Annotated in this window: 22 protein-coding genes; 14 read left to right on the top strand and 8 right to left on the bottom strand. The window is 69.6% G+C overall.

What is annotated here, in order from left to right; all coding sequences use genetic code 11:
* The first annotated feature begins 5 nt into the window (after positions 1-5).
* Positions 6-851, top strand: coding sequence for a sulfurtransferase (locus ACFHNC_RS05415; protein WP_437168201.1), 846 nt, complete (start codon positions 6-8; stop codon positions 849-851).
* On the top strand, positions 851-2,053 hold the full coding sequence (gene metC / locus ACFHNC_RS05410; protein WP_437168200.1) for a cystathionine beta-lyase: 1,203 nt from the start codon (positions 851-853) through the stop codon (positions 2,051-2,053). Before ACFHNC_RS05415 ends, metC begins: the two co-directional genes overlap by 1 nt.
* A 19-nt stretch (positions 2,054-2,072) precedes the next feature.
* Here metC and ACFHNC_RS05405 read toward each other — a convergent pair whose 3' ends face one another.
* Complete coding sequence (locus tag ACFHNC_RS05405; protein WP_437168199.1) at positions 2,073-2,474, bottom strand: hypothetical protein; 402 nt, start codon at positions 2,472-2,474, stop codon at positions 2,073-2,075.
* Between the two features lie 78 nt (positions 2,475-2,552).
* The gene (locus tag ACFHNC_RS05400; protein ID WP_437168198.1) at positions 2,553-3,068 is read right to left on the bottom strand and encodes a transcriptional repressor; all 516 of its coding nucleotides are present in this window, start codon (positions 3,066-3,068) and stop codon (positions 2,553-2,555) included.
* A gap of 41 nt (positions 3,069-3,109) precedes the next feature.
* On the opposite strand from ACFHNC_RS05400, the gene hisI reads away from it, so the two are divergent.
* From hisI to ACFHNC_RS05380, 4 genes are all read left to right on the top strand, one after another.
* Entirely contained in the window at positions 3,110-3,568 is a 459-nt protein-coding gene (gene hisI, locus ACFHNC_RS05395; protein ID WP_437168197.1) for a phosphoribosyl-AMP cyclohydrolase, read from the top strand.
* The gene (locus ACFHNC_RS05390; protein WP_437168196.1) at positions 3,565-4,605 is read left to right on the top strand and encodes a CobW family GTP-binding protein; all 1,041 of its coding nucleotides are present in this window, start codon (positions 3,565-3,567) and stop codon (positions 4,603-4,605) included. Before hisI ends, ACFHNC_RS05390 begins: the two co-directional genes overlap by 4 nt.
* Before the next feature lie 74 nt (positions 4,606-4,679).
* Positions 4,680-5,330 (top strand): GOLPH3/VPS74 family protein, encoded by a 651-nt coding sequence (locus ACFHNC_RS05385; protein ID WP_437168195.1) that lies wholly within the window; start codon positions 4,680-4,682, stop codon positions 5,328-5,330.
* Between the two features lie 42 nt (positions 5,331-5,372).
* Complete coding sequence (locus tag ACFHNC_RS05380) at positions 5,373-5,705, top strand: STAS domain-containing protein (RefSeq protein WP_437168194.1); 333 nt, start codon at positions 5,373-5,375, stop codon at positions 5,703-5,705.
* Positions 5,706-5,757: 52 nt separating this feature from the next.
* On the opposite strand, the gene ACFHNC_RS05375 is transcribed toward ACFHNC_RS05380, so the two are convergent.
* On the bottom strand, positions 5,758-6,009 hold the full coding sequence (locus ACFHNC_RS05375; protein WP_437168224.1) for a SemiSWEET family sugar transporter: 252 nt from the start codon (positions 6,007-6,009) through the stop codon (positions 5,758-5,760).
* A gap of 51 nt (positions 6,010-6,060) precedes the next feature.
* Between ACFHNC_RS05375 and ACFHNC_RS05370 the strand changes: the two genes are divergently transcribed.
* Genes ACFHNC_RS05370 through ACFHNC_RS05355 form a run of 4 tightly spaced genes read left to right on the top strand, consistent with a single transcriptional unit; the run spans position 6,061 to position 9,666 of the window.
* Entirely contained in the window at positions 6,061-6,657 is a 597-nt protein-coding gene (locus ACFHNC_RS05370) for a GNAT family N-acetyltransferase (RefSeq protein WP_437168193.1), read from the top strand.
* On the top strand, positions 6,657-7,550 hold the full coding sequence (locus ACFHNC_RS05365; RefSeq protein ID WP_437168223.1) for a carbon-nitrogen hydrolase family protein: 894 nt from the start codon (positions 6,657-6,659) through the stop codon (positions 7,548-7,550). The genes ACFHNC_RS05370 and ACFHNC_RS05365 overlap by 1 nt, the downstream gene beginning before the upstream one ends.
* Entirely contained in the window at positions 7,547-8,707 is a 1,161-nt protein-coding gene (gene lpxB, locus ACFHNC_RS05360; RefSeq protein ID WP_437168192.1) for a lipid-A-disaccharide synthase, read from the top strand. The genes ACFHNC_RS05365 and lpxB overlap by 4 nt, the downstream gene beginning before the upstream one ends.
* Entirely contained in the window at positions 8,704-9,666 is a 963-nt protein-coding gene (locus ACFHNC_RS05355; RefSeq protein ID WP_437168191.1) for a DUF808 domain-containing protein, read from the top strand. The genes lpxB and ACFHNC_RS05355 overlap by 4 nt, the downstream gene beginning before the upstream one ends.
* Before the next feature lie 35 nt (positions 9,667-9,701).
* Here the strand turns inward: ACFHNC_RS05355 and ACFHNC_RS05350 are convergent, their stop codons facing one another.
* Positions 9,702-10,649 carry a Gfo/Idh/MocA family protein gene (locus ACFHNC_RS05350; protein WP_437168190.1) on the bottom strand — a complete coding sequence of 316 codons (948 nt, stop codon included), beginning with the start codon at positions 10,647-10,649 and terminating at the stop codon, positions 9,702-9,704.
* A 154-nt stretch (positions 10,650-10,803) separates the two neighbouring features.
* On the opposite strand from ACFHNC_RS05350, the gene secD reads away from it, so the two are divergent.
* The 4 genes from secD (at position 10,804) to ACFHNC_RS05330 (ending at position 15,714) form a co-directional block, all read left to right on the top strand.
* Positions 10,804-12,387, top strand: a complete 1,584-nt coding sequence (secD, locus tag ACFHNC_RS05345) for a protein translocase subunit SecD (protein WP_437168189.1) — start codon at positions 10,804-10,806, stop codon at positions 12,385-12,387.
* 23 nt (positions 12,388-12,410) lie between these two features.
* Entirely contained in the window at positions 12,411-13,382 is a 972-nt protein-coding gene (secF, locus tag ACFHNC_RS05340; RefSeq protein WP_437168188.1) for a protein translocase subunit SecF, read from the top strand.
* Positions 13,379-14,362 carry a tripartite tricarboxylate transporter substrate-binding protein gene (locus tag ACFHNC_RS05335; RefSeq protein WP_437168187.1) on the top strand — a complete coding sequence of 328 codons (984 nt, stop codon included), beginning with the start codon at positions 13,379-13,381 and terminating at the stop codon, positions 14,360-14,362. Before secF ends, ACFHNC_RS05335 begins: the two co-directional genes overlap by 4 nt.
* Before the next feature lie 194 nt (positions 14,363-14,556).
* A complete protein-coding gene (locus tag ACFHNC_RS05330; RefSeq protein ID WP_437168186.1) occupies positions 14,557-15,714 on the top strand; it encodes an EAL domain-containing protein in 1,158 nt (385 codons plus the stop codon).
* Here the strand turns inward: ACFHNC_RS05330 and ACFHNC_RS05325 are convergent.
* From ACFHNC_RS05325 to ACFHNC_RS05310, 4 genes are read right to left on the bottom strand one after another with little or no spacing between them, the layout of a single operon-like run.
* Positions 15,702-16,871, bottom strand: coding sequence for an iron-containing alcohol dehydrogenase (locus tag ACFHNC_RS05325; protein WP_437168185.1), 1,170 nt, complete (start codon positions 16,869-16,871; stop codon positions 15,702-15,704). The genes ACFHNC_RS05330 and ACFHNC_RS05325 overlap by 13 nt on opposite strands.
* A gap of 53 nt (positions 16,872-16,924) precedes the next feature.
* Entirely contained in the window at positions 16,925-17,992 is a 1,068-nt protein-coding gene (locus ACFHNC_RS05320) for an ABC transporter ATP-binding protein (RefSeq protein WP_437168184.1), read from the bottom strand.
* Positions 17,989-18,981, bottom strand: a complete 993-nt coding sequence (locus tag ACFHNC_RS05315; RefSeq protein WP_437168183.1) for an ABC transporter ATP-binding protein — start codon at positions 18,979-18,981, stop codon at positions 17,989-17,991. Before ACFHNC_RS05315 ends, ACFHNC_RS05320 begins: the two co-directional genes overlap by 4 nt.
* Positions 18,978-20,411: an amidohydrolase family protein gene (locus ACFHNC_RS05310; RefSeq protein ID WP_437168182.1), complete on the bottom strand. Its 1,434-nt coding sequence runs from the start codon at positions 20,409-20,411 to the stop codon at positions 18,978-18,980. The genes ACFHNC_RS05315 and ACFHNC_RS05310 overlap by 4 nt, the downstream gene beginning before the upstream one ends.
* Positions 20,412-20,424: the final 13 nt, after the last annotated feature.

The raw sequence follows: 20,424 nt of genomic DNA, 5'->3' as shown, positions 1-20,424 counted from the left end.
CCCAAATGGACCTGCTGGTTTCCACCGAATGGCTGGCGGCCGAACTCGGCAAGCCGGACCTCGTGGTGCTGGACTGCACCACCTATCTGCCGACCGAACAGGGCAATGCGCCGGATGGTTTCCGCAAGGCGCATATCCCCGGCGCGCGGCTGTTCCACATCGACCAGATCGCTGACCCCGACAGCGCCCTGCCGCACATGATCCCGACGCCGGCGCGATTCGAGAAGCTGATCGGGGCGCTCGGCGTCTCCAACACCACCCGCGTGGTGTTCTACGACCAGCATGGGCTGCGCGCCTCGCCGCGCGGCTGGTGGATGATGCGGCTGTTCGGGCATGAGAATGCCGCGGTGCTGGATGGCGGACTGCCGAAATGGCAGCGCGAGGGCCGTCCGGTGGAGACCGGCGACGCCCCCCCTGCCCCTGCCGCCACCTTCGTGGCCGACCTGATTGCCCGCCGCCTGGCCGGCATCGGCGATATCAAGCGCATCGTCCGCCAAGGTGGCGGTGAGGCGCTGATCCTGGATGCACGGTCCAAGGCGCGCTTCGATGGCACGGCGTCGGAACCCCGCCCCGGCCTGCCGTCGGGCCACATGCCCGGCGCGCAATCCCTGCCGGCGGCGGACCTAGTGGGCCCGGATGGGGTGATGAAGGACGTGGCGACGCTGAAGGCGATGTTCGCGGAGCGCGGCGCGGATGATACGCGCCCGATCGTCACCTCCTGCGGCACCGGCGTCACCGCCTGCGTCGTGACCCTCGGCGCGCTGCGCGCCGGGCTGCCCGAACCCGCCGTCTACGACGGATCCTGGACCGAATGGGCGAGCCGCCCGGAAACCCCGAAGGAGGCAAGCTGATGCCCGACGACGCCAATCCCGCCGGCCACGCGAAGCACGGCTTCGCCACCCGCATGTCCCATGCCGCGCGGCCGCCGATCCGCGCACTGGGCTTCGTCAATCCGCCGGTCCATCGCGGCTCCACCGTCACCGCGCAATCCTGCGAGGCGCGGCGGGAGAATTCCAAGCATCGCTACAACCGGGTGATGACCTACGGCACCCAGGGCGGGCCTACCCACTACGCCCTCGAAGATGTGGTGGCGGAGATCGAGGGTGGCACGCATTGCACCATCACCGGCACCGGCCTCGCGGCCGTGGCCGTGCCGCTGATGGCCTGGTTGAAGGCGGGCGATCGCTGCCTGATGCCCGACAGCGTCTATGGCCCCGGGCGCAACCTGGCGGAAAACGTGCTGCCCAACTGGGGCATCGAGACGCAGTTCTACGACCCCTGCATCGACGCCGAAGGGTTGGAGAAGCTTTGGACGCCGAATACCAAGGTACTCTACCTGGAAAGCCCCGGCAGCCACACCTTCGAGGTGCAGGACGTGCCGGCGCTGACCGCGGTCGCCAGGCGCCACGGCGCGGTCAGCATGATCGACAACACCTGGGGCATCCACAGCTTCCAGCCCTTCGTGCATGGCTGCGATGTCTCCATCCAGGCGCTGACGAAGTATGTCGGCGGGCATTCCGACATCCTGCTCGGCAGCATCACCGTGGCGTCGGAGGCGCATCACCACATCGTCCGCAACGCCGCCTCCGCCATGGGGCACTATGCCAGCCCGGATGATTGCTGGCTGGCGCTGCGCGGGGTGCGGACCATGCCGCTGCGGCTGGAACGGCAGACGGCCAGTTCCCTGGAAGTCGCCGCCTGGCTGGCGCAGCGGCCGGAGGTGGCGGAGGTGCGCCACCCGGCCCTGCCCGGCGCGCCGGGGCATGAGCTGTGGAAGCGGGATTTCGATGGCGGCTGCTCGCTGTTCGGCATCGTGTTCCAGCCGCGCTACACGGAGAACGACGTCTTTCGCTTCGTCGATGGGCTGAAGCTGTTCGGCATCGGAGCGAGCTGGGGCGGCTATGAATGCCTGGCGCTGCCGACCAACGGCATGCTGGTGCGCCGCGTGACGCCCGAGCTGCCGGGCCAGGCCGTGCGGCTGCATATCGGGCTGGAGGAGGTCTCCGACATCATCTCGGACCTTGACCAGGCTCTGGCGCTGCTGCCGCAATAAGGCGGTGGTCCGGGCGCCCTCAGGGTGCCCGGAAAGCCAGAATGGCGGCGATGTAGCCCTCGAAGCCCTCCGTCCCGGCCGCCGTCATCGCGTAGAGCTGGGTCTTGCCGAGACGGCGGACCGGGGCAACGATCCTGGCGGCGAGCAGACGTTTCAGGACCAGCCGGACAGTCGGCCCGCTAAAGCCGCTGGCCGCCGCGATCTGGTCCACGGACAGCGCGGGTTCGGTTTGGGCCAGCCCGTCTTCATAGAACAGCATGGCGACGTCGAAGGCGATGCGGCTGTTGTGAACGCCGGCCTTCGCATCGACGGTCCGCAGATCACGCAGCAGGCGAAGTGCGGCCATCCGGACGTCGGCAACGCCGGGACCATCCTTCGAGACGTGGTTCAGGCCGCTTGGTGATTGTATGAAACGTTCCATTCTCTTTCGTATTGAGCATCCATCCGTCCCGTGATGCGAGATAGTTGCGCATGGATGACGCGCAATTGATGGACGCGATCACCCGGGCGCCCCGACGCAGCGCGCACACAGACCTTCCACCTCCACCGTGGTCCGGCGCGGCACGAAGCCTTGTCGCGCGGCGGCGGCGGCCACGGCGGCGGAGGTGTCAGAATCACAGATTTCAGCCGTGGCTCCGCATTCGCCGCAGATCAGGAACTGGTGCGGGTGATCCTCCCCATGCGCATGGCCGTGGCCTGTCTCGTCGCAGCCGATGAAGGCGTTCAGCCGCTCCACCTTGTGGATCAGCCCCTGGGCCAGCAGGAAATCCAGCGCCCGGTACACGGTGGGCGGCGCCGCGCCGCGCCGGGCGCCGCGCAGCTGGTCGAGAAGGGCATAGGCGCCGATCGGCTGTCGCGCCTGGAGCACCAGGCGCAACACCTGCCGCCGTAACTCCGTCAGCTGCGCGCCGCGATGCAGGCAGGATGCCGCAGCCCGGTCCAGCGCCGCTTCCATGGCTGCATCCTGGGCCGGGTCCGGTGCGGCAACCGCATCCGCTCGCATGCTGTCCGCCATCTCTGTCCCCTGCGCCGCTCTGCATCATATAATGGGGTGGCATGACCGACACACCCTCCCCCCCAGCCTATACCCCTCCGCCCGCCGCTGCGTGCGAACATCTCCTGGACGCGGTGCGCTTCGATGCCGCCGGTCTCGTCGCCTGCATCGCCCAGCAGCATGACAGCGGCGAGGTGCTGATGATGGCCTGGATGAACCGGGAGGCGGTGGCCGAGACGCTGCGAACCGGTCGCGTCTGCTACTACAGCCGGTCCCGCAAGGGGTTCTGGCGCAAGGGCGAGACATCCGGGCAGTTGCAGCATCTGGTGGAACTGCGCCTCGATTGCGATGGCGATACGCTGCTGGCCCTGGTGCACCAGTTGGGCGTCGCCTGCCACACCGGCCGCCGCAACTGCTTCTATCGCGCCATCCGGGACGACGCGCTGGCAACCATCGCGGACCCGCTGATGGACCCGGCTGCGATGTATGGGGATGCCCATAAGGGGCACAGCCACGGATGAGCGGCCCGATCCCGGTCACCATCCTCACGGGCTTCCTCGGCGCCGGGAAAACCACGCTGCTGAACGCGCTGCTGCAGCAGCCGGAGATGGCCAACACCGCCGTGCTGATCAACGAATTCGGCGCGATCGGCCTGGACCACCTGCTGGTGGAGCGGCTGGATGGCGATACGGTGCTGCTCAATGCCGGCTGCCTCTGCTGCACCATCCGCGGCGACCTGCTGACGGCACTGGATGGCGTGTGGGACCGCATGCTGGCGGGCCAGGCGGTTGCGCGGGTGGTGGTGGAGACCACGGGCCTGGCCGACCCCGCCCCCATCCTGCACACGCTGATGGCCGACCCGCGCCTGGCGCAGCGCTTCGTGCTGGATGGCGTGGTGACGCTGGTGGATGCCGCAACCGGCATGGCGACGCTGGACAGCCAGAAGGAGGCGCTGCGCCAGGCCGCGGTGGCGGATCGCATCGTGCTGACCAAGACGGATCTGGTGCCCCCGGCCCAGGTCGCCGCGTTGCGCGAAAGGCTGGCGGCGCTGAATCCGATCGCGCCGATCCTAACCGCCATCGCCGGCGATGTCCCGGCGTCGCGCCTGCTCGATGCCGGGCCCTACGATACCTCGGCCAAGGCGCCCGCAGTCGCCACCTGGATCGGCGCTGCCGCCCCCCACGGCCACCACCACCATCATCACCATGACCGCAACCGGCACGACCCGACGATCCAGGCGCTATGCCTCGAATTCGACCAGCCACTGCCCTGGGCAGGCCTCGCCGGTTGGCTGGAGATGCTGGCGATGACCCGCGGTGCCGCCGTGCTCCGCATGAAAGGGCTGCTGGATCTGGAGGGCGAGGATCGGCCGGTGGTGATCCATGGCGTGCAGCACCTGTTCCACCCACCCATCCGCCTCGCCGCCTGGCCGGAGGGGGAGCCGCGCCGGTCCCGACTGGTCTTCATCCTGCGCGAGCTGGACCCGGAGGTGGTGCGGAACGGCCTGGACGCCTTCCTGCGCGCGGCGCGGGATGATGCGGCGGTCAGTGCCGGCTGAAGCCGCCTCACTTGCGTTGACTTCACCCCCGCCGCGCGCTTCCCTGGCGCCACTTCAAGGAACCGGGTGACGCCATGCCGTTAACGATGCCGGAGGAAATCCTCCTCCTCATGCTCGATGATGAAAGCGGGCGGCTGCAGGAACGCGCGGCGCCGTCCGGCGACTACGCGATTGCCGGCGCGGTGCTCGCGGAACTTGCGCTGGAAGGGCGGATCGACACCGACCCCACCCGCCTCTACGTGGTGAACCCGGCACCGACCGGCGATGCGCTGCTGGACCGCGCCTTGGCCCAGATGGTCGCCGCGCCGGAAGCCGGCGACAGCCGCTACTGGATCGAGACACTCGCCGCCGACGCCGATACCTATCGGGACACGCTGTTCGAGCGGCTGGTGAGCAAGGGCATCCTGAAGCGCGTCGAAGGCCGCTTCCTCTGGGTGTTCCCGGAGCGCCGCTACCCCATGGTCTCCGACAAGGAGGAGCGTGAGGTGAAGGCGCGCATCATGGGCGTGCTGTTCCAGGATGACATCCCCGATCCGCGCGATTCGATGCTGATCGGCCTGTGCCGCGCCGGCGGGCTGTTCTCCCTGATCCTGTCGACGCAGGAACTGGACCGGGTGCAGACCCGCATTGACCAGGTGGCCGATCTTGAGGAGTTGAACCGCTCCCTCGCCGATGCCATCCGTGAAATTTACGCGCAGATCGCGCGCTATGCGCCAATGGTTTAAGACACGACCGATACAGGCGCGTTGAGGAGCAGGACGGACTTCATGGACATCACGGAAAGCACCGACAAGGGCGTGAAGGTGGCGGCTCTCAAGGGTCGCCTCGATACCGCCACCGCCCCCGCGGCGGAGACGAATCTGATCGGGCTGCTCGAGGGCGGTGCGAAGGTGGTGGCCGACCTGGCAGAGGTGCACTACGTCTCCTCGGCCGGGCTGCGCGTGCTGCTGAAGGCGGCGAAGCAGGCCAAGGCCGTCGGCGGCAGCTTCGCCGTCGCCGCCCCCCAGGCGCCGGTGCGGGAGGTGCTGGAGATCAGCGGCTTCGACAAGATCCTCGCCATCCACCCGACGCGCGACGCGGCCGTCACCGCGCTCGCCTGAAGCCGGCGCGCCCCGCAACCTGCGGGGCGCAGGCCTCAGCCCTGTCGCAGCTTCACCCCCGACGTAGCTTGACCCACAGGATTGCCGCCGTCAGCGGCACGGTGATCAGATTCGCCACCACCAGGCCGGTGGACCCCTTCATCACCCCGTAGCCGAGCCACATGGTGTTGCCGGCCACCAGCAGCACCAGCAGCGCCAGGCTGAAATCCTTCGCGGACCGGGTGCGCCAGGTCTTCCAGGCCTGCGGCACGAAAGCCGATGTGGTCATTGCCCCGGCCAGCAACCCGACCGCCTCCACCGCCATATCCACGCGTCGCTCTTTCCTGTCCGGACGGCGCCCCCTATGCATTCCGCCATGGCGGAAATCCACCTCACCTTCGAGACTTTGGCAGGCCCCGCGCTGCACCCGCTGCTGCCGGACCTGGCCGCGCTGCGCATCGCGGTGTTCCGCGACTGGCCCTATCTGTATGAGGGCGATGGCGGCTACGAGCAGGGCTATCTGCGCGCCTATGCCGACGCCCCGGGGGCGGCGATCGTGGTCTGTCGGGATGGTGACCGCGTGGTCGGCGCCGCGACCTGCGAGCCGATGGTCCAGGGCCATGCGCCAGTCGGCGCCTGCTTCCGGACCGCGGGGCTGGACCCGGAGCGCTTCTGCTATTTCGGCGAATCGGTGCTGCTGCCGGAATACCGCGGCCGCGGCGCCGGCGTGCGCTTCTTCGCGGAGCGGGAGGCCCATGCCCGGCGCCTGTCCCTGCCCGAGGCCGCCTTCTGCGCCGTGGTCCGCGACCCGGCCGACCCGCGCCGCCTGCCCGGCTACACGCGGCTTGACGCATTCTGGCGCAAGCGTGGCTATGCAGCGCGGCCGGATCTGCTGGTGCGGTTCGACTGGAAGGAAATCGGTCAGGAGGCCGAAACGCCGCACGACCTGACCTTCTGGACCCGGACGCTTTGATCCCCGCGCCGCGCCCGCTTCGCCTCGGCCTGCTTGCCTGGCCGGTCGGCCAGCCGGCCAGCGTTGCCGCATTCGGCGCGCGGCTGGACGGCTGGCTGGACCAGGCACGCAGCCAGGCCGATCTCTGCGTCCTGCCGGAATATGCCTGCGTCGAGCTCGGCGCCGCGCTGGCCGCCACCACGGCACCCGATGAGGCAGCGGAGCTGGCCGCGATGGTGGCCCACGCAGATTCGATCCTGGCCACGATGCGCCAGGCGGCGATGCGCGCCGGGGTGTGGTTGCTGCCGGGGACGCTGCCGATGCGGGCGGCGGGCGGCCGCATCATCAACCGCGCACCGCTGATCGCCCCCGATGGAAGCATGGCCTTCCAGGACAAGACGGCGATGACGCGCTTCGAATCGGAGCGCTGGGGTGTCTCGGCCGGCGCCGGGCCGGCCGTGTTCGACACGCCCTGGGGCCGGATCGGCATTTCCATCTGCTATGATATCGAGTTCCCGAAGCATGCACGGTCCCAGGTGGAACAGGGCGCCTGGCTGGTGCTCGCCCCCTCCTGCACCGACAGCCTGCGCGGCTATGCCCGCGTGCGGGTCGGCGCGGCTGCGCGGGCGCTGGAGAACCAGTGCTTCGTCGCGGTGACACCGACGGTGGGCGCGGCGCGCTGGTCCGCGGCGCTGGACGAGAACCACGGCCAGGCCGCCATCTTCGGCCCGCCGGATCACGGCTTTCCGGAGGATGGCGTGGTCGCCGCCGGCGTGATGGACCAACCCGGCTGGCTGTTCGCCACGCTGGACCCGGCGCTGGTGGAGGAGGTTCGCGCCAACGGCGCCGTCCGCAACCACCGCGACTGGCCGCGCCGCCCGGTGCCCACCCCGAAGCCGGCGATCTTCGCATGACCCTTGTCTATCTGGTGGCCGGCGAAGCCTCCGGTGACGTGCTCGGCGCGCGGCTGGTGGCGGCGCTGCGGGCGCGGGAGCCGGCACTGGACTTCGCCGGCATCGGCGGTGACCGGCTGGCGGAACAGGGGCTGGCCAGCCTGTTCCCGATGCGCGAACTCGCCCTGATGGGGCTGATCGAGGTGCTGCCCAACATCCTGCGCCTGGCCCGCCGCCTGGACCAGACGGTGGCCGATATCGCCGCGCGGCGGCCCGCCGTGGTGGTGACCATCGACAGCCCCGGCTTCACCCTGCGCCTGGCCCAGCGCATCCGCCCGCTTGGCATTCCGGTGGTGCATTACGTGGCGCCGCAGATCTGGGCGTGGCGGCCGGGGCGCGTCGCCAAGATCAAGGCGGCGGTGGACCATGTCCTGTGCCTGCTGCCGTTCGAGCCGGTGATCTTCGAGGCCGCGGGCATCCCCGCCAGCTTCGTCGGCCATCCGGTGCTGGAATCCGGCGTGGATGCGGGGGATGGCGCACGCTTCCGCGTGGCACACGGCCTTGCGCCGGATGCGCCGCTGCTGGTGGTGATGCCGGGCAGCCGGCGGATGGAGGTGAAACGCCTGCTGCCGGTTTTCGGCGAGGCGTTGCGGCTGCTGGCGCCGCGCGTGCCGAACCTCGCCGTGGCGCTACCGGTCTCCGCGGTGGTGGCGGATCAGGTGCGGGCGGGAACACGGGACTGGCCGGGGCGGACCATCCTGGTGACGGAGCTGGCCGAAAAGCACGATGCCTTTGCGGCCGCCGCGCAGCCTGGGGGGGCCGGCCTGATCAAGTCCGGCACCTCCTCCCTGGAAATGGCAGTGGCCGGGGTGCCGCATCTGGTGGCCTACAAGGTGAACCCGATCACCGCCGCCATTGTCCGCCGCCTGGTTCGCGTGCCCTTCGCCAGCCTGGTGAACCTGCTGGCGGACCGCGCCGTGGTGCCGGAGTATCTGCAACAGGCCGCAACGCCGGAGGCGCTGGCCGAGGGCATTGCCGGACTGCTGCTGGACCCCGCCCCGGCCGCGGCGCAGCGCGCGGGCTTTGCCGACATGTTGGCAAAACTGCGTCCGGCGGAGGGCCTGCCGAGCGCCGCCGCCGCCGCCGTCGTGCTGCGTAACACCAAGGATCACCCATGAGCGTCGGTCTGATTGCCCTGCTGGACGACGTCGCTGCTCTGGCAAAGGTCGCCGCAGCCTCGCTCGACGATATCGGCGCGCAGGCGATGAAGGCGGGCACCAAGGCGGCGGGCGTGGTCATTGACGACGCCGCCGTCACGCCGCGCTATGTCGTTGGTTTCGCGGCGGCGCGGGAGCTACCCATCGTCGGGCGCATCGCCTGGGGCTCCCTGAAGAACAAGCTGCTGTTCCTCCTGCCCGGCGCCCTGGCGCTCAGCCTGCTTGCACCCTGGGCGATCACGCCGCTGCTGATGCTGGGCGGCGCTTATCTGTGCTTCGAGGGGGCCGAGAAGGTCATCGAGGCGATCTTCCCGCATCACGGGATCACGGTGTCGCAATCCCCCGGTCTCGCCGAGGGCGACCACACGCTTGAGGATCAGAAGGTCGCCAGCGCCATCCAGACTGATTTCATCCTCTCGGCCGAGATCATGGCCATAACCCTGGCGACAGTGCCGGAGGCGAGCTTCATCGGCCAGGCGATGGTGCTCGCAGTCGTCGGAATCGGCATCACCATGGTGGTCTACGGTGCCGTCGCACTGATCGTGAAGGCGGATGATGCCGGCGTCGCCCTGGCGCAGACTGGCAGCGCGCCGCTGCGCGCCCTGGGCCGCGGCATCGTCCTGGGGATGCCTTATCTGCTGAAAGGGCTGGCCATCATCGGCACCGCGGCCATGGTCTGGGTCGGCGGCGGCATCATCGTGCATGGGCTGGAGGAGTACGGGTTCGGCGGGATCGCCCATGTGCTGCATGCCGGCAGCGATGCCGCCGCGGCGGCGATGCCTGCCATCAGCGGTCTGGCCGCCTGGTTCGTGACCGCGCTCGGCTCCGGCCTGCTTGGCCTTGTCCTCGGCGCGGCACTGGTGCCCGTGGTGGAGAAGCTGATCATCCCGGCCTGGCGGCGGCTTCGCAACCGGGCATAGGCCAGCAAGCGCGGCTGATTTGCAGGAGGATGGGCTTAGTCGAAGGATGAAATAGCCGCCTCCACCGCCAGCGCGACACGCAGCGCGGCCATCCCCTCCGCCGCGCCGACCTCGGGCGGACCGTCCCCGGCGCAGGCCCTGGCAAAACCGGCCTGTTCGGCCTCCAGGCTGTCATGGTCCGTCCAGCCGGCGCGGTCGATACCGTAGCCGGGCATGGTGGCGACCGGCTCCGCCCCGCCCCGGCGCAGCATCGCCAGGCCGCGGTTAAGGAAATCCACGCTCATCTCGCCTTCATTCCCCAGCACCCGCAGCCGCCGCTCCATGGTCAGCGACACGCGTGACGCGGTTATGGTCGCCGCCCTGCCGCCCGCGAAACCGAGCCGGGCCACGGCGAAATCGGCATGCTCCGACATCACCCGCGCGCCGACCGCCTCCACCGTCTTGGGCGGGCCGCCGGCCAGCTTCAGCACCAGGTCGATGTCGTGGATCATCAGGTCCAGCACCACGGAGACATCCAGGGAGCGTGGCCGAAAGGGTGCGACGCGCACGGCTTCCCAATGCACCGCGCGGGCGCCCTCCTGGGCGGCGACCACAGCGCGGAAGGCGGCGGAGAAGCGCTCGATATGGCCGATCTGCAGCACCAGGCTGCGCGATTGCGCCAGTTCGGCCAGTGCCTGCGCCTCGGACAGCGTCGCGGCGATCGGCTTTTCCATGAACAGATGCCGCCCGGCCTCCAGCACCTGGCGGCCGAGCGCCGCATGGAATCGGGTGGGCGCGGCGACGATCACCGCCTGGGCGGCCGCGATCGCCTCCGCCGCCGGCAGGGCGGGCACGCCGCATTCGGCGGCGACGGTGGCGGCGCGTGCCGGGTCCGCATCATGCAGTGCGACGAGACGCAGCGGGTGTTCGCCCGCCCGGCTGGCTTTCAGCGCATGAAAACGCCCGAAATGCCCGGCACCCAGCACCGCGACCCGCAGCGACATCGTGAAAATTCCTCTCTTCAAGGCACAGGGTGATACTGCGTCGCGCGCGGGCTTGCATCAGGGGGGGCCGCGCCGCATCTTCGGGGCCGGTGGCATCGCGCCCTGCATGGGGTATTACGGCCGCTTCTTCACCATTCGGGGTCTGGCTGTTTCCATGATGTATTTCGCCCGCTGGAAGGTGCTCGCCATCATTGGCGTCTGCCTCCTCGGCATCCTGGCGTCCCTGCCCAACCTGGCGCCGCGCAGCGCGCTGCCGGATTGGGTTCGCCAGATCAGCCTCGGCCTGGATTTGCGCGGCGGCAGCTACCTGCTGCTGGAGGTCGATACCTCCGCCATGGTGCGGGAGAGGCTGGAGGCGCTGGTCGATACCGCCCGCCGCGGCGCCGCCAGTGCCAATCCGCGCATCCTCTACACCGGGCTTAGCGCCGATGCGGCGCAGCGCCGCGTCTCCGTGCGCGTCTCCGACCCCGCCCGGGCCGAGGATATGGCTCGAATCCTGCGGGAGGCCGCCATCGTGGTGCCCGCCGGTGCCGGGGCGCAGCAGCCGGATATCGAGGTCTCCACCTCCGCCGATGGCGTCGTCGGCGCCACGCTGACCGAGGTCGCACTGCGCGCCAAGGCCGGCAATGCGGTGGAACAGTCGCTGGAGATCGTCCGCCGCCGCATTGATGAGACCGGCGTGGCGGAGGCGCTGATCGCCCGCCAGGGCACCAACCGCATCCTGGTGCAGTTGCCCGGCGTGGAAGACCCCGCCCGTATCAAGGACCTGCTTGGCCAGACCGCCCGCATGACGTTCCATCTGCTGGACGAGGCGGCCAATCTCCAGGCGCCGACGCCGCCGCCGGGCACCATGTTCCTGCCCGGCGACCGGTTCCAGGACCGCTACGCGGTGCGCCGGCGCGTGGAAGTCGATGGCGCGAACCTGACCGACGCCCGCGCCGGCCAGGACAGCAACGGCCAGTGGGTGGTGAACTTCACCTTCGACTCGATCGGCACGCGCCGCTTCGCCGATGTCACCCGCCAGAATGTCGGCCGCCCCTTCGCCATCGTGCTCGATGAGCGCGTGATCACCGCGCCCAACATCCGGGAGCCGATTACCGGTGGCCGCGGCCAGATCTCCGGCAGCTTCGATGTGCGCGGCGCCAATGACCTGTCAGTGCTGCTGCGCGCCGGCGCCCTGCCCGCGCCGCTGACGGTGGTGGAGGAACGGACCGTGGGGCCGGAGCTGGGGGCGGATGCGATCCGTGCCGGCATCATCTCCCTCGCCGTCGGGGCAACCTTCGTCTTCCTGTATATGGGCCTAGCCTACGGCTTCTTCGGCTGGCTCGCCACCATCGCGCTGCTGGCCAATGTGGTCATCATGGTCGGCGTCTTGTCGGTGATGGGCGCGACACTCACGCTGCCCGGCATCGCCGGCATCGTGCTGACCCTGGGCACAGCGCTCGACGCCAATATCCTGATCAACGAACGGATACGGGAGGAGGTACGGAACGGACGAACGCCGATCTCGGCGCTGGAGCTCGGCTTCACCAAGGCTTCCGGCACCATCATGGACAGCAACCTCACCAACCTGATCGCCATGGCCTGCCTCTATGCCTTCGGCTCCGGCCCGGTGAAGGGCTTCGCCGTGACGGTCGCGGTCGGCACCGTCGTACAGATGTGGACGGCGACGGTGCTGGTGCGGCTGATGGTGGCGACCTGGTATCGCCGCCGCCGCCCGCAGAACCTTCCTGTTTGAACGCGGCGGTCTGAGGAAAACCCATGTTTCGCGCCCTTTTTCGCCCGTTGGCCCGCCCCCTGTTCCGCATCGTCCCGGACGACACGCGCATCCCCTTCATGAAGGGTGCCGTGGCCGGGTTGATCCTGTCTGCCTTGCTGTCCATCGCCTCCGTCGGGCTGGCCATCTATCCGGGTCTGGCCCGTGGCATCGATTTCCAGGGCGGCATCGTCATGGAAATCCGCACCCCGGCGGAGGCCGATCTGGCCCGGCTGCGGTCTGCGGCTTCCGCCCTCAACCTCGGTGATGTCGGCTTGCAGCAATTTGGCTCGCCGGAAGCGGTGCTGATCCGCCTGCCCGTGCAGGCCGATGAGGCCGGCACGCAGCGCGCCGTGGCCGCCGTGCGCGCCGCGCTGGAGGAAGCAACCCCCGGCACCCGCGTCCTGCGAGTCGAGGCGGTGGGCGAGCGTATTTCTTCCGAGCTGTTCCGTGGCGGCATGATCGCGCTCGGCGTCAGCCTGCTGGCGATGCTGTTCTACATCTGGTTCCGCTTCGAGTGGCAGTTCGGCATCGCCGCCGTGATCACGCTGATCCTGGACACCACCAAGGCCATCGGCTTCCTGGCGGTGACGCAGATCGAGTTCAACCTGCAGACCATCGCAGCCATCCTGACCATCGTCGGATTCTCGGTGAACGACAAGGTCGTGGTGTTCGACCGGATGCGGGAAAATCTTCGCAAGTTCAAGCAGATGCCGCTGCGCGACGTGGTCGATCTGTCGATCAACGAGACGCTGAACCGCACGCTGGGCACCTCCGCCACGCTGTTCCTCGCGGCGCTGCCGCTGGCGCTGTTCGGCGGCGATGCGCTGGCGGGCTTTGCCTGGACCATGCTGTTCGGCATCATCCTCAGCACCATGTCCTCCATCTTCATCAGTGCGCCGGTGGTGCTGTTCACCGGTGCGAAGGCGCTGCGGCCCAAGGAAGCCGCCACCCCGGCCCAGGCCGCGGTGTCGTGACCCGAGGGCAGCCCGGCGACAGGAGGCGCACCGGGCTGCCGCGGCGCGCTGTGCTGGGCCTCGGCCTGACCGCCACGCTGGGGCTGCCCGCGCCGGCCATCGCCTCTCGCCGCAACTCGGCGGAGCTTCTGGTCGGCGCGCCGCCCGGCTCCAAGCCGGACCTCTGGGCACGGGGCGTCGCCCCCTTCCTGGAGCGCGCCCTGCCGCGGCTGACCCTCGCGGTGCGGAACCATCCGGGTCGCGGCGGCCTCGATTCGGTCGCCGTGCTGGCGCAAGCGGACCCGGCGCGGCGGGTCATCGGCGTGGTCACCGCCCCCCTGCTGCTGGCCCGCGCGGTGGAGGCCGGGGAGCCTTTCCCGGCCTCCCGCATCGCCCCGCTGGCCGCGGTGCTCGAGGAAAGCATGGTGCTGGTCGGCGCGCCGGATGGGCCGCGCGATGTCGCCGCGCTGCGTGCCCTGAACGACCGCGGCACACTCGGCACGCCGGCGCCGGGCAGCGCGGCACATTTCGCCGCCTCTCGCCTCGATGGCAGGCTGGATCTGCCCTGCTTCGCCTTCCCTACCGCCACCGCCGCACGGCAGGCCGCGGCCGCCGGCCATGTCGCCGCCGCCATGCTGCCCCTGCCGGACGCCATCACCCAATTGCGGGAGGGCCGGCTGCACGGCATTGGCATCGCGGCCGCGCACCGCAGCGACCTGCTGCCGGAGGTGGCGACGCTGCGGGAGCAGGAGGTGGATCTCGTCGCCTCCGCCCAGCGCGGCTTCGCACTGCACCCGGCGGCGCCGGCGCCCTTCCGGGCGGCGCTGCTGCGCGGGTTGGAGACGCTGGCGGCAGACCCGGACTTTGCCGAGCAATGCGCGGCGCGGGGCCAGAATCCGCGCTTCATCGGCCCGGAAGACTGGACCCGGCTATTGAACCGCGTCGATGTGGAGTTGCGGCGGCGCTGGGCCGAAGAGCCCTGGCTGCCACGCCGCGCGTGACTGGCGCGCACGACACGAGACTGTGTTCCCGCACGCCAAGTCATGGACAAAATGCTGCCCCATTGTCGAGCGGGTCACCAAGGATGCTGAACGGACCGAGATCCGAATGATATTCCTTATCATGAAATGGTGATGATCGAGCTTGACGCCGGGCCGACACCGGCTGCGGGGTCTTGTTGAAGGATGTTCAGATCATGCTGACGCGCCGCAGGCGCGCCCTTTCCACGCCAGCTACGGTTCTGCTGCTGGCGAACGATCCGGCCGTGATTGCTGCAACCCGCGATGCCATGCGCCGCATGGCCGGGCCACCGCCGATGCTGGTCGCGACCTCCGCCGAGGCGCTGAGCCACATGGTCGGTCCGGGTGCGGCGCCGCGGCACCTTGTGGTGGAGAGCGGCGCCGGCAGCAGCGCCCTGCTGAGCGCGGCCCAGGACCCGTTCAACGGCACCGATGTGATCATCGTCACGCGGCCCGGGGAGGAAGCGCCGGCCGGGCTGCGCCAGGTACCCGCGGAGGGCGCACGGCTTGCCGCCGCGCTGGCCTCGGCCGCCCCCGGCGCAACACTGCCGGCAAGCGATGCCGCCGCGCTGGCCGCCGGCCTGGCACGCGGCGAGATCACCGTGCGCTTCCAACCGATGGTTCGCCTGGCCGATCGCCGGCCGGTGATGGTGGAGGCGCTGGCGCGCTGGGAACGGCCCGGTCTTGCGCTCGGTGCCAATGCCTTCATCCCGCTGGCCGAGCATGCCGGCCTGGCGCCGCAGCTAACCGCCGCGGTGGCGCAGCGGGCGATGACGGATCTGGCCGCGCAGCGCGGCGCCCGACCCATCCGCCTGTCCTTCAACCTGCCGCTGTCGGAACTGGTGAAGCCGGACCTGCCGCGCTGGCTGGGGCTGATGGCAGCGCGCGCCGGGCTGCCCGCCGCCGATATCCTGCTGGAGTTGACCGAGAGCACCCAGGTGCGCGACCGCGCCTTGCTGCGCCGTGCCCTGAACCGGCTGCGGCTGGCCGGTTTCGGCGTGCTGCTGGACGATCTGGCGCTGGATGACGGCCGTCACCGCCTGCTGGACCTGCCCTTCGCCGGGGTGAAGCTGGACCGCAAACTGGTGATCGCCATGCCGGAGGAACGCCGGGCGCGGGCGGAGGTGGAGCGCATTGTCCGCCACGCCCACCGCAACAACATGCTGGTAATCGCGGAGGGCGTGACGGATACGCATATCTGGCGCGCCGTGGCGGCCGCAGGTTGCGACCTGGCGCAGGGCTTTGGCGTCGGCCGCCCCCTGCCCCCGGCTGCGCTACCGGCCTGGATCGCGGCCTGGAGCGCCTCCGCCGTACCGGAACCTCAGGCGCCGTAGCTGGCCCGGTACAGCGCCACGATCTCGCCCTCATCCGGCACGCGCGGATTGTTGCCGGGACTGCCGGAGGCCAGTGCCTGCCGCGCCATCAGCGGTAGCAGCCCGTCCCATTTCGCGGCCTCGATGCCCCATTTCGCCGGGCTTGGCACGTCGAGGTCCCGGTTCAGCGCGCGCAGTTCCTCCACCAGGCGCCGTGCGGCGGCCTGGTCGCCTTCCGCCTCGCTGGCCACGCCCATGACGCGCGCGGCTTCCGCATAGCGGGCGCGGGCGGCCTCCAGCCCGAATTCGGTAACGGCGGGCAGCAGCATGGCGTTGGACAGGCCGTGCGGCACATGGAAATGCGCGCCGATCGGGCGGGACATGCCATGCACCAGGGCGACGCTGGCATTGCTGAAGGCGAGGCCGGCGAGCGTCGCGCCGCGCATCATCGCCTCCCGCGCCACGGCGTCCCTGGGGTCCGCCCAGACGCGGCGGAGGTTGGGGGCGATCAGCCGCATGGCGCTGCGGGCATAATCATCCGAGACCGGGTTGGCCTTGGCGGAGACGAAGGCCTCCAGCGCATGGGTCAGGCTGTCGATGCCGGTATCGGCGGTGATGCGCGCGGGCAGGCCGAAGGTCAGCTCGTGGTCCACGATAGCGGCCAGCGGCAGGGCGCCGAGGCCGGCGATGAGCATCTTCTCATCCGTCTCGGTATCCGTGACGATCGTGAAGCGCGTCGCCTCGCTGCCGGTGCCGGCGGTGGTGGGGATGCAGATGATGGGCACGGCGCCGCGACTGGCGGTGGCCGGCACCTTGAAGTCGCGCATCTTCGCGCCGGCCGGCGCGGCGGCGAGGATGGCCATCGCCTTGGCGGTGTCCATCGGGCTGCCGCCGCCGAAGCCGACGAGGCAGTCGAAGTCACCTGCGGCGAATACCGCGACGCCGGCGGCAATCACGGTATCTGTCGGATCCGGTACCGTGTCCGAGAACACCGCGGGCGCCATGCCGGCGGCGCGCATCGGCGCCATGGCGTGTTCGAGCAGGCCGGAGGAGACCATGAAGGGGTCGGTGACCACCAGCGGGCGGGACAGGCCGAGCTGGCCCAGCACATCTCCGAGCTTCGCCACAGCACCGCCGCCCATCACCATCAGCCGCGGTGCCACCAGTGACATGATCATCGTCGCTTCCCCTCGCCTCGTGGCGCGAGGGTAGGACAGGATCGCGCCTTGCGTCAGACCCCCTGGGCCGCCTTGCGCGCCTTGGCGGCGGCATAGAGCGCGAGGCGCTGGGAGGCGACCGGCGACATGCCGTTCTCCGCCACGCCGACATGCGGCGGCAGCGTCTCGGCGAAGTGGCAGGCCACCTGCTGGCCCGGTACCAATTCCCGCAGCGCCGGCATCTCCGCCTCGCAACGTGGCTGTGCATACGCGCAGCGCGTGCGAAAACGGCAGCCGGAGGGCGGGTTCATCGGGCTCGGCACATCGCCACCCAGCGGCTTCACCATGCCGCGCCGGCGCGGATCCGGGTGCGGAATGGCGGATAGCAACGCCCGCGTATAGGGGTGCATCGGCCGGTCGAAGATGGCGCGCTTCGGTGCGGATTCGACGATCTGGCCGAGATACATCACCGCCACCCGATCGGCCATGTGGTGCACCACGGCCAGGTCGTGCGCGATGAACAGGTAGGACAGGCCGAAGCGGCGTTGCAGGTCCTTCAACAGGTTTACCACCTGCGCCTGGATCGAGACATCGAGCGCGGAGACCGGCTCGTCGCAGATGATGAGCTCCGGCTGCACCGCCAGCGCGCGCGCGATGCCGATGCGCTGGCGCTGGCCGCCGCTGAATTCATGCGGGTAGCGCTGCGCGTGGAAGGGCGCGAGGCCGACCAGGCCGAGCAACTCCTTCACCCGTGCCGCGCGGGACTCCTTCGTGCCGATGCCGTGCACCTCCATCGGCTCCGAGATCGTGTCGCCGACGCGCAGCCGGGGATTCAGGCTGGCATAGGGGTCCTGGAACACCACCTGCACGCGCCGGCGCAACGTACGGAGCGCGGCGCCCGAAATCTCCTGCCCGTCGAAGCGCACGGTGCCGCCGGTGGGCTCGATCAGCCGCAGCACCAACCGCGCGGTGGTGGATTTGCCGCAGCCGGATTCACCGACGATGGCCAGCGTCTCACCGCGCTCGATGCGGAAGGACACGCCATCCACGGCGCGGACCAGGCCGACCTGCCTGGCCAGCACCAGCCCCTTCGTCACCGGGTAGTGCTTGGTGAGGTTCTCGACCTCCAGCAGCGTCGTCATGCGGCGAGGTCCAGGCTGTTCTCCACCGGGGCGCGGATGCAGGCGGCGTAGTGGCCGGGGGCCACTTCCGTCAGCGGCGGCGGTGCGGTGCGGCAGGCTTCGATGGCGAAGGGGCAGCGCGGCTCGAAACGGCAGCCCTTGGGCAGGGCGAAGGGCGGCGGCACCGCGCCCTCGATCGCCAGCAGCTCCGCCCGTTCCTCATCCAGCCGCGGGACGGAGCCGAGCAGGCCGAGGGTGTAGGGGTGCTGGGGGCTGGCGAAGATCTCGCTGGCCGTGCCGCGTTCCGCAACGCGGCCAGCATACATCACGGCGACCTCATCGGCCATTTCCGCGACCACGCCGAGATCGTGGGTGATGAGGATGATGGACATGCCGAGTTCGGTCTGCAGGTCGCGCAGCAGATCCAGGATCTGCGCCTGCACCGTCACATCCAGCGCGGTGGTGGGTTCGTCCGCGATCAGCAGCTTCGGCTTGCAGGCCAGCGCCATCGCGATCATCACGCGCTGGCGCATGCCGCCCGAGAGCTGATGCGGGAATTCGTTGAAGCGGCTGGCGGCGGCGGGAATGCGGACGCGGTCCAGCGCGGCGAGGCCACGTGCGCGCAACTCCTGATTGCTCGCCTTGGTGTCGTGCGCGCGCATCGCCTCCATGATCTGGAGCCCGATGGGATGCACGGGGTTCAGGCTGGTCATCGGCTCCTGGAAGATCATCGCCACCTGGCCGCCGCGCACCTGGCGCATGGCGGAATCCGACAGGTCGAGCAGGTTCTGCCCCTCCAGCAGCACGCGCCCGGCGGCAACGCGCCCCGGCCGCGGCACCAGCCGCATGATGGAAAGAGAAAGCATGGATTTGCCGCAGCCGGATTCACCGACGATGCCGAGCGTCTTGCCGCGCGGCACCGTCAGATCCACGCCATCGACCGCGGGGATATCGCCATTGGCGCTGCGGAACACCGTCCGCAGCCCCTGGATTTCTAGAAGAGGATTCATGACCACCGGAAAGTAGGGGGCGAAGACACGTCGACCGGGCGATGCGCCCAATCCTGCGACGGCGCCTTCTCGATGATGCGCTTCTGCGCCTCATGCAGATGCGCGGCGGCGCCGTGGTAGTCCATGGTCGTCACCTTGCCGTCGGCGACAACCTTGTTGCCATCGACATAGACATCGCGCACGGCGCGATCGCCCGCCGCATAGACCAGGCTGCGAACCGGATCGCGGCCCGGGCGCATCATCGGATGCGTCACATCCACAAGCACGAAATCGGCGCGCGCACCGGCGGCGAGGCGCCCGATATCCTCGCGCCCCAGCGCCTTGGCGCCGCCGATCGTCGCCGCGTCGAACAGCTCCGTCGTCGTCATGCTGCGCGGGTCATTGGCCTGTGTGCGGGCGAGATAGGCCACCAGCCGCATCTCATCCAGCATGTTGTGCGGATAGGTGTCGGTCCCGAGGCCCATATTCACGCCCGCGCGCTTGTAGCGCCCGAAATGCTTCAGCGTGATGCCGCGGCGCGCGAAGACGGTCGGGCAATGCGCGACGGTGGTGCCGGTTTCCGCCAGGCGCCCCATGTCGCTGTCGGTCCACCACTTCGTCGAGGGGTGGTCGTCGAGGAAGATGCCGTGGCCGATGATGCTGCGGTCGCTCAGCAGCCCCATGGAATCGAGCCACCCGATCGGCGTCTTGCCGGTGCGGCGGGTGATCTCGTGGAACTCCACCACGGATTGCGCGGCGTGGATCTGCCAGGATACGCCGCGCTTCTCGGCTTCCTGGAAGCTCTCCTTCAGCAGCGTGTCCGTGCAGGTGTCGATCTGCGCCGGCACCACCATGCCGAACAGGCGGCCGCTCTCATGCTGCTCGGCGCGTTCGATCAGCGAAAGCGCCTCGCCCATCGCCTTCTCGCCGGCGGCCTCGTCCCACTCATACTCGACCACATGGCCGTTCTTGGTGAACCACTTCGCGGACTTGAACATCGGCGCGATGCAGACCCGCATGCCGGATTCAGCCAGCAGGTCCATCCAGCCCGGATGCGCCATGGACAGGTCGGCCACCGTCGTCACGCCGGACAGCAGCAGTTCGGACAGCGCCACGCGGACGCAGGACGGCACCGCTTCTGAATCCGCCCGGAAGATCGGCATGAATTCATAAAGCGAGGAATTGTACAGGCCCGGCGAGCCGATCTCATCGATCAGCCCCTTGTTCATCGGCTCGCTGGACGGGTGGGAGTGGATGTTCACCAACCCCGGCATGACCATCAGCCCGGAGCCGCTGATCTCCTCCTCCGCTTCGCCGGTGTAGCCGCGGCCGACGAAGCTGATGGCTCCGCCGGTGAAGGCCACATCGGCATCGGGCAGGTAGATGTGCTGCTGCGCCGATGCGTCCCATGCAACGACCAGGTCGGCGTTGCGGATGACGGTGGTGGTCATGCCGGTTTCTCTC

The sequence above is a fragment of the Falsiroseomonas sp. E2-1-a4 genome (assembly GCF_051433165.1).
Classification (GTDB): domain Bacteria; phylum Pseudomonadota; class Alphaproteobacteria; order Acetobacterales; family Acetobacteraceae; genus Falsiroseomonas.
Note: the sequence above shows the minus strand (reverse complement) of the source record. Positions and strands in the feature narration are given on the sequence as shown.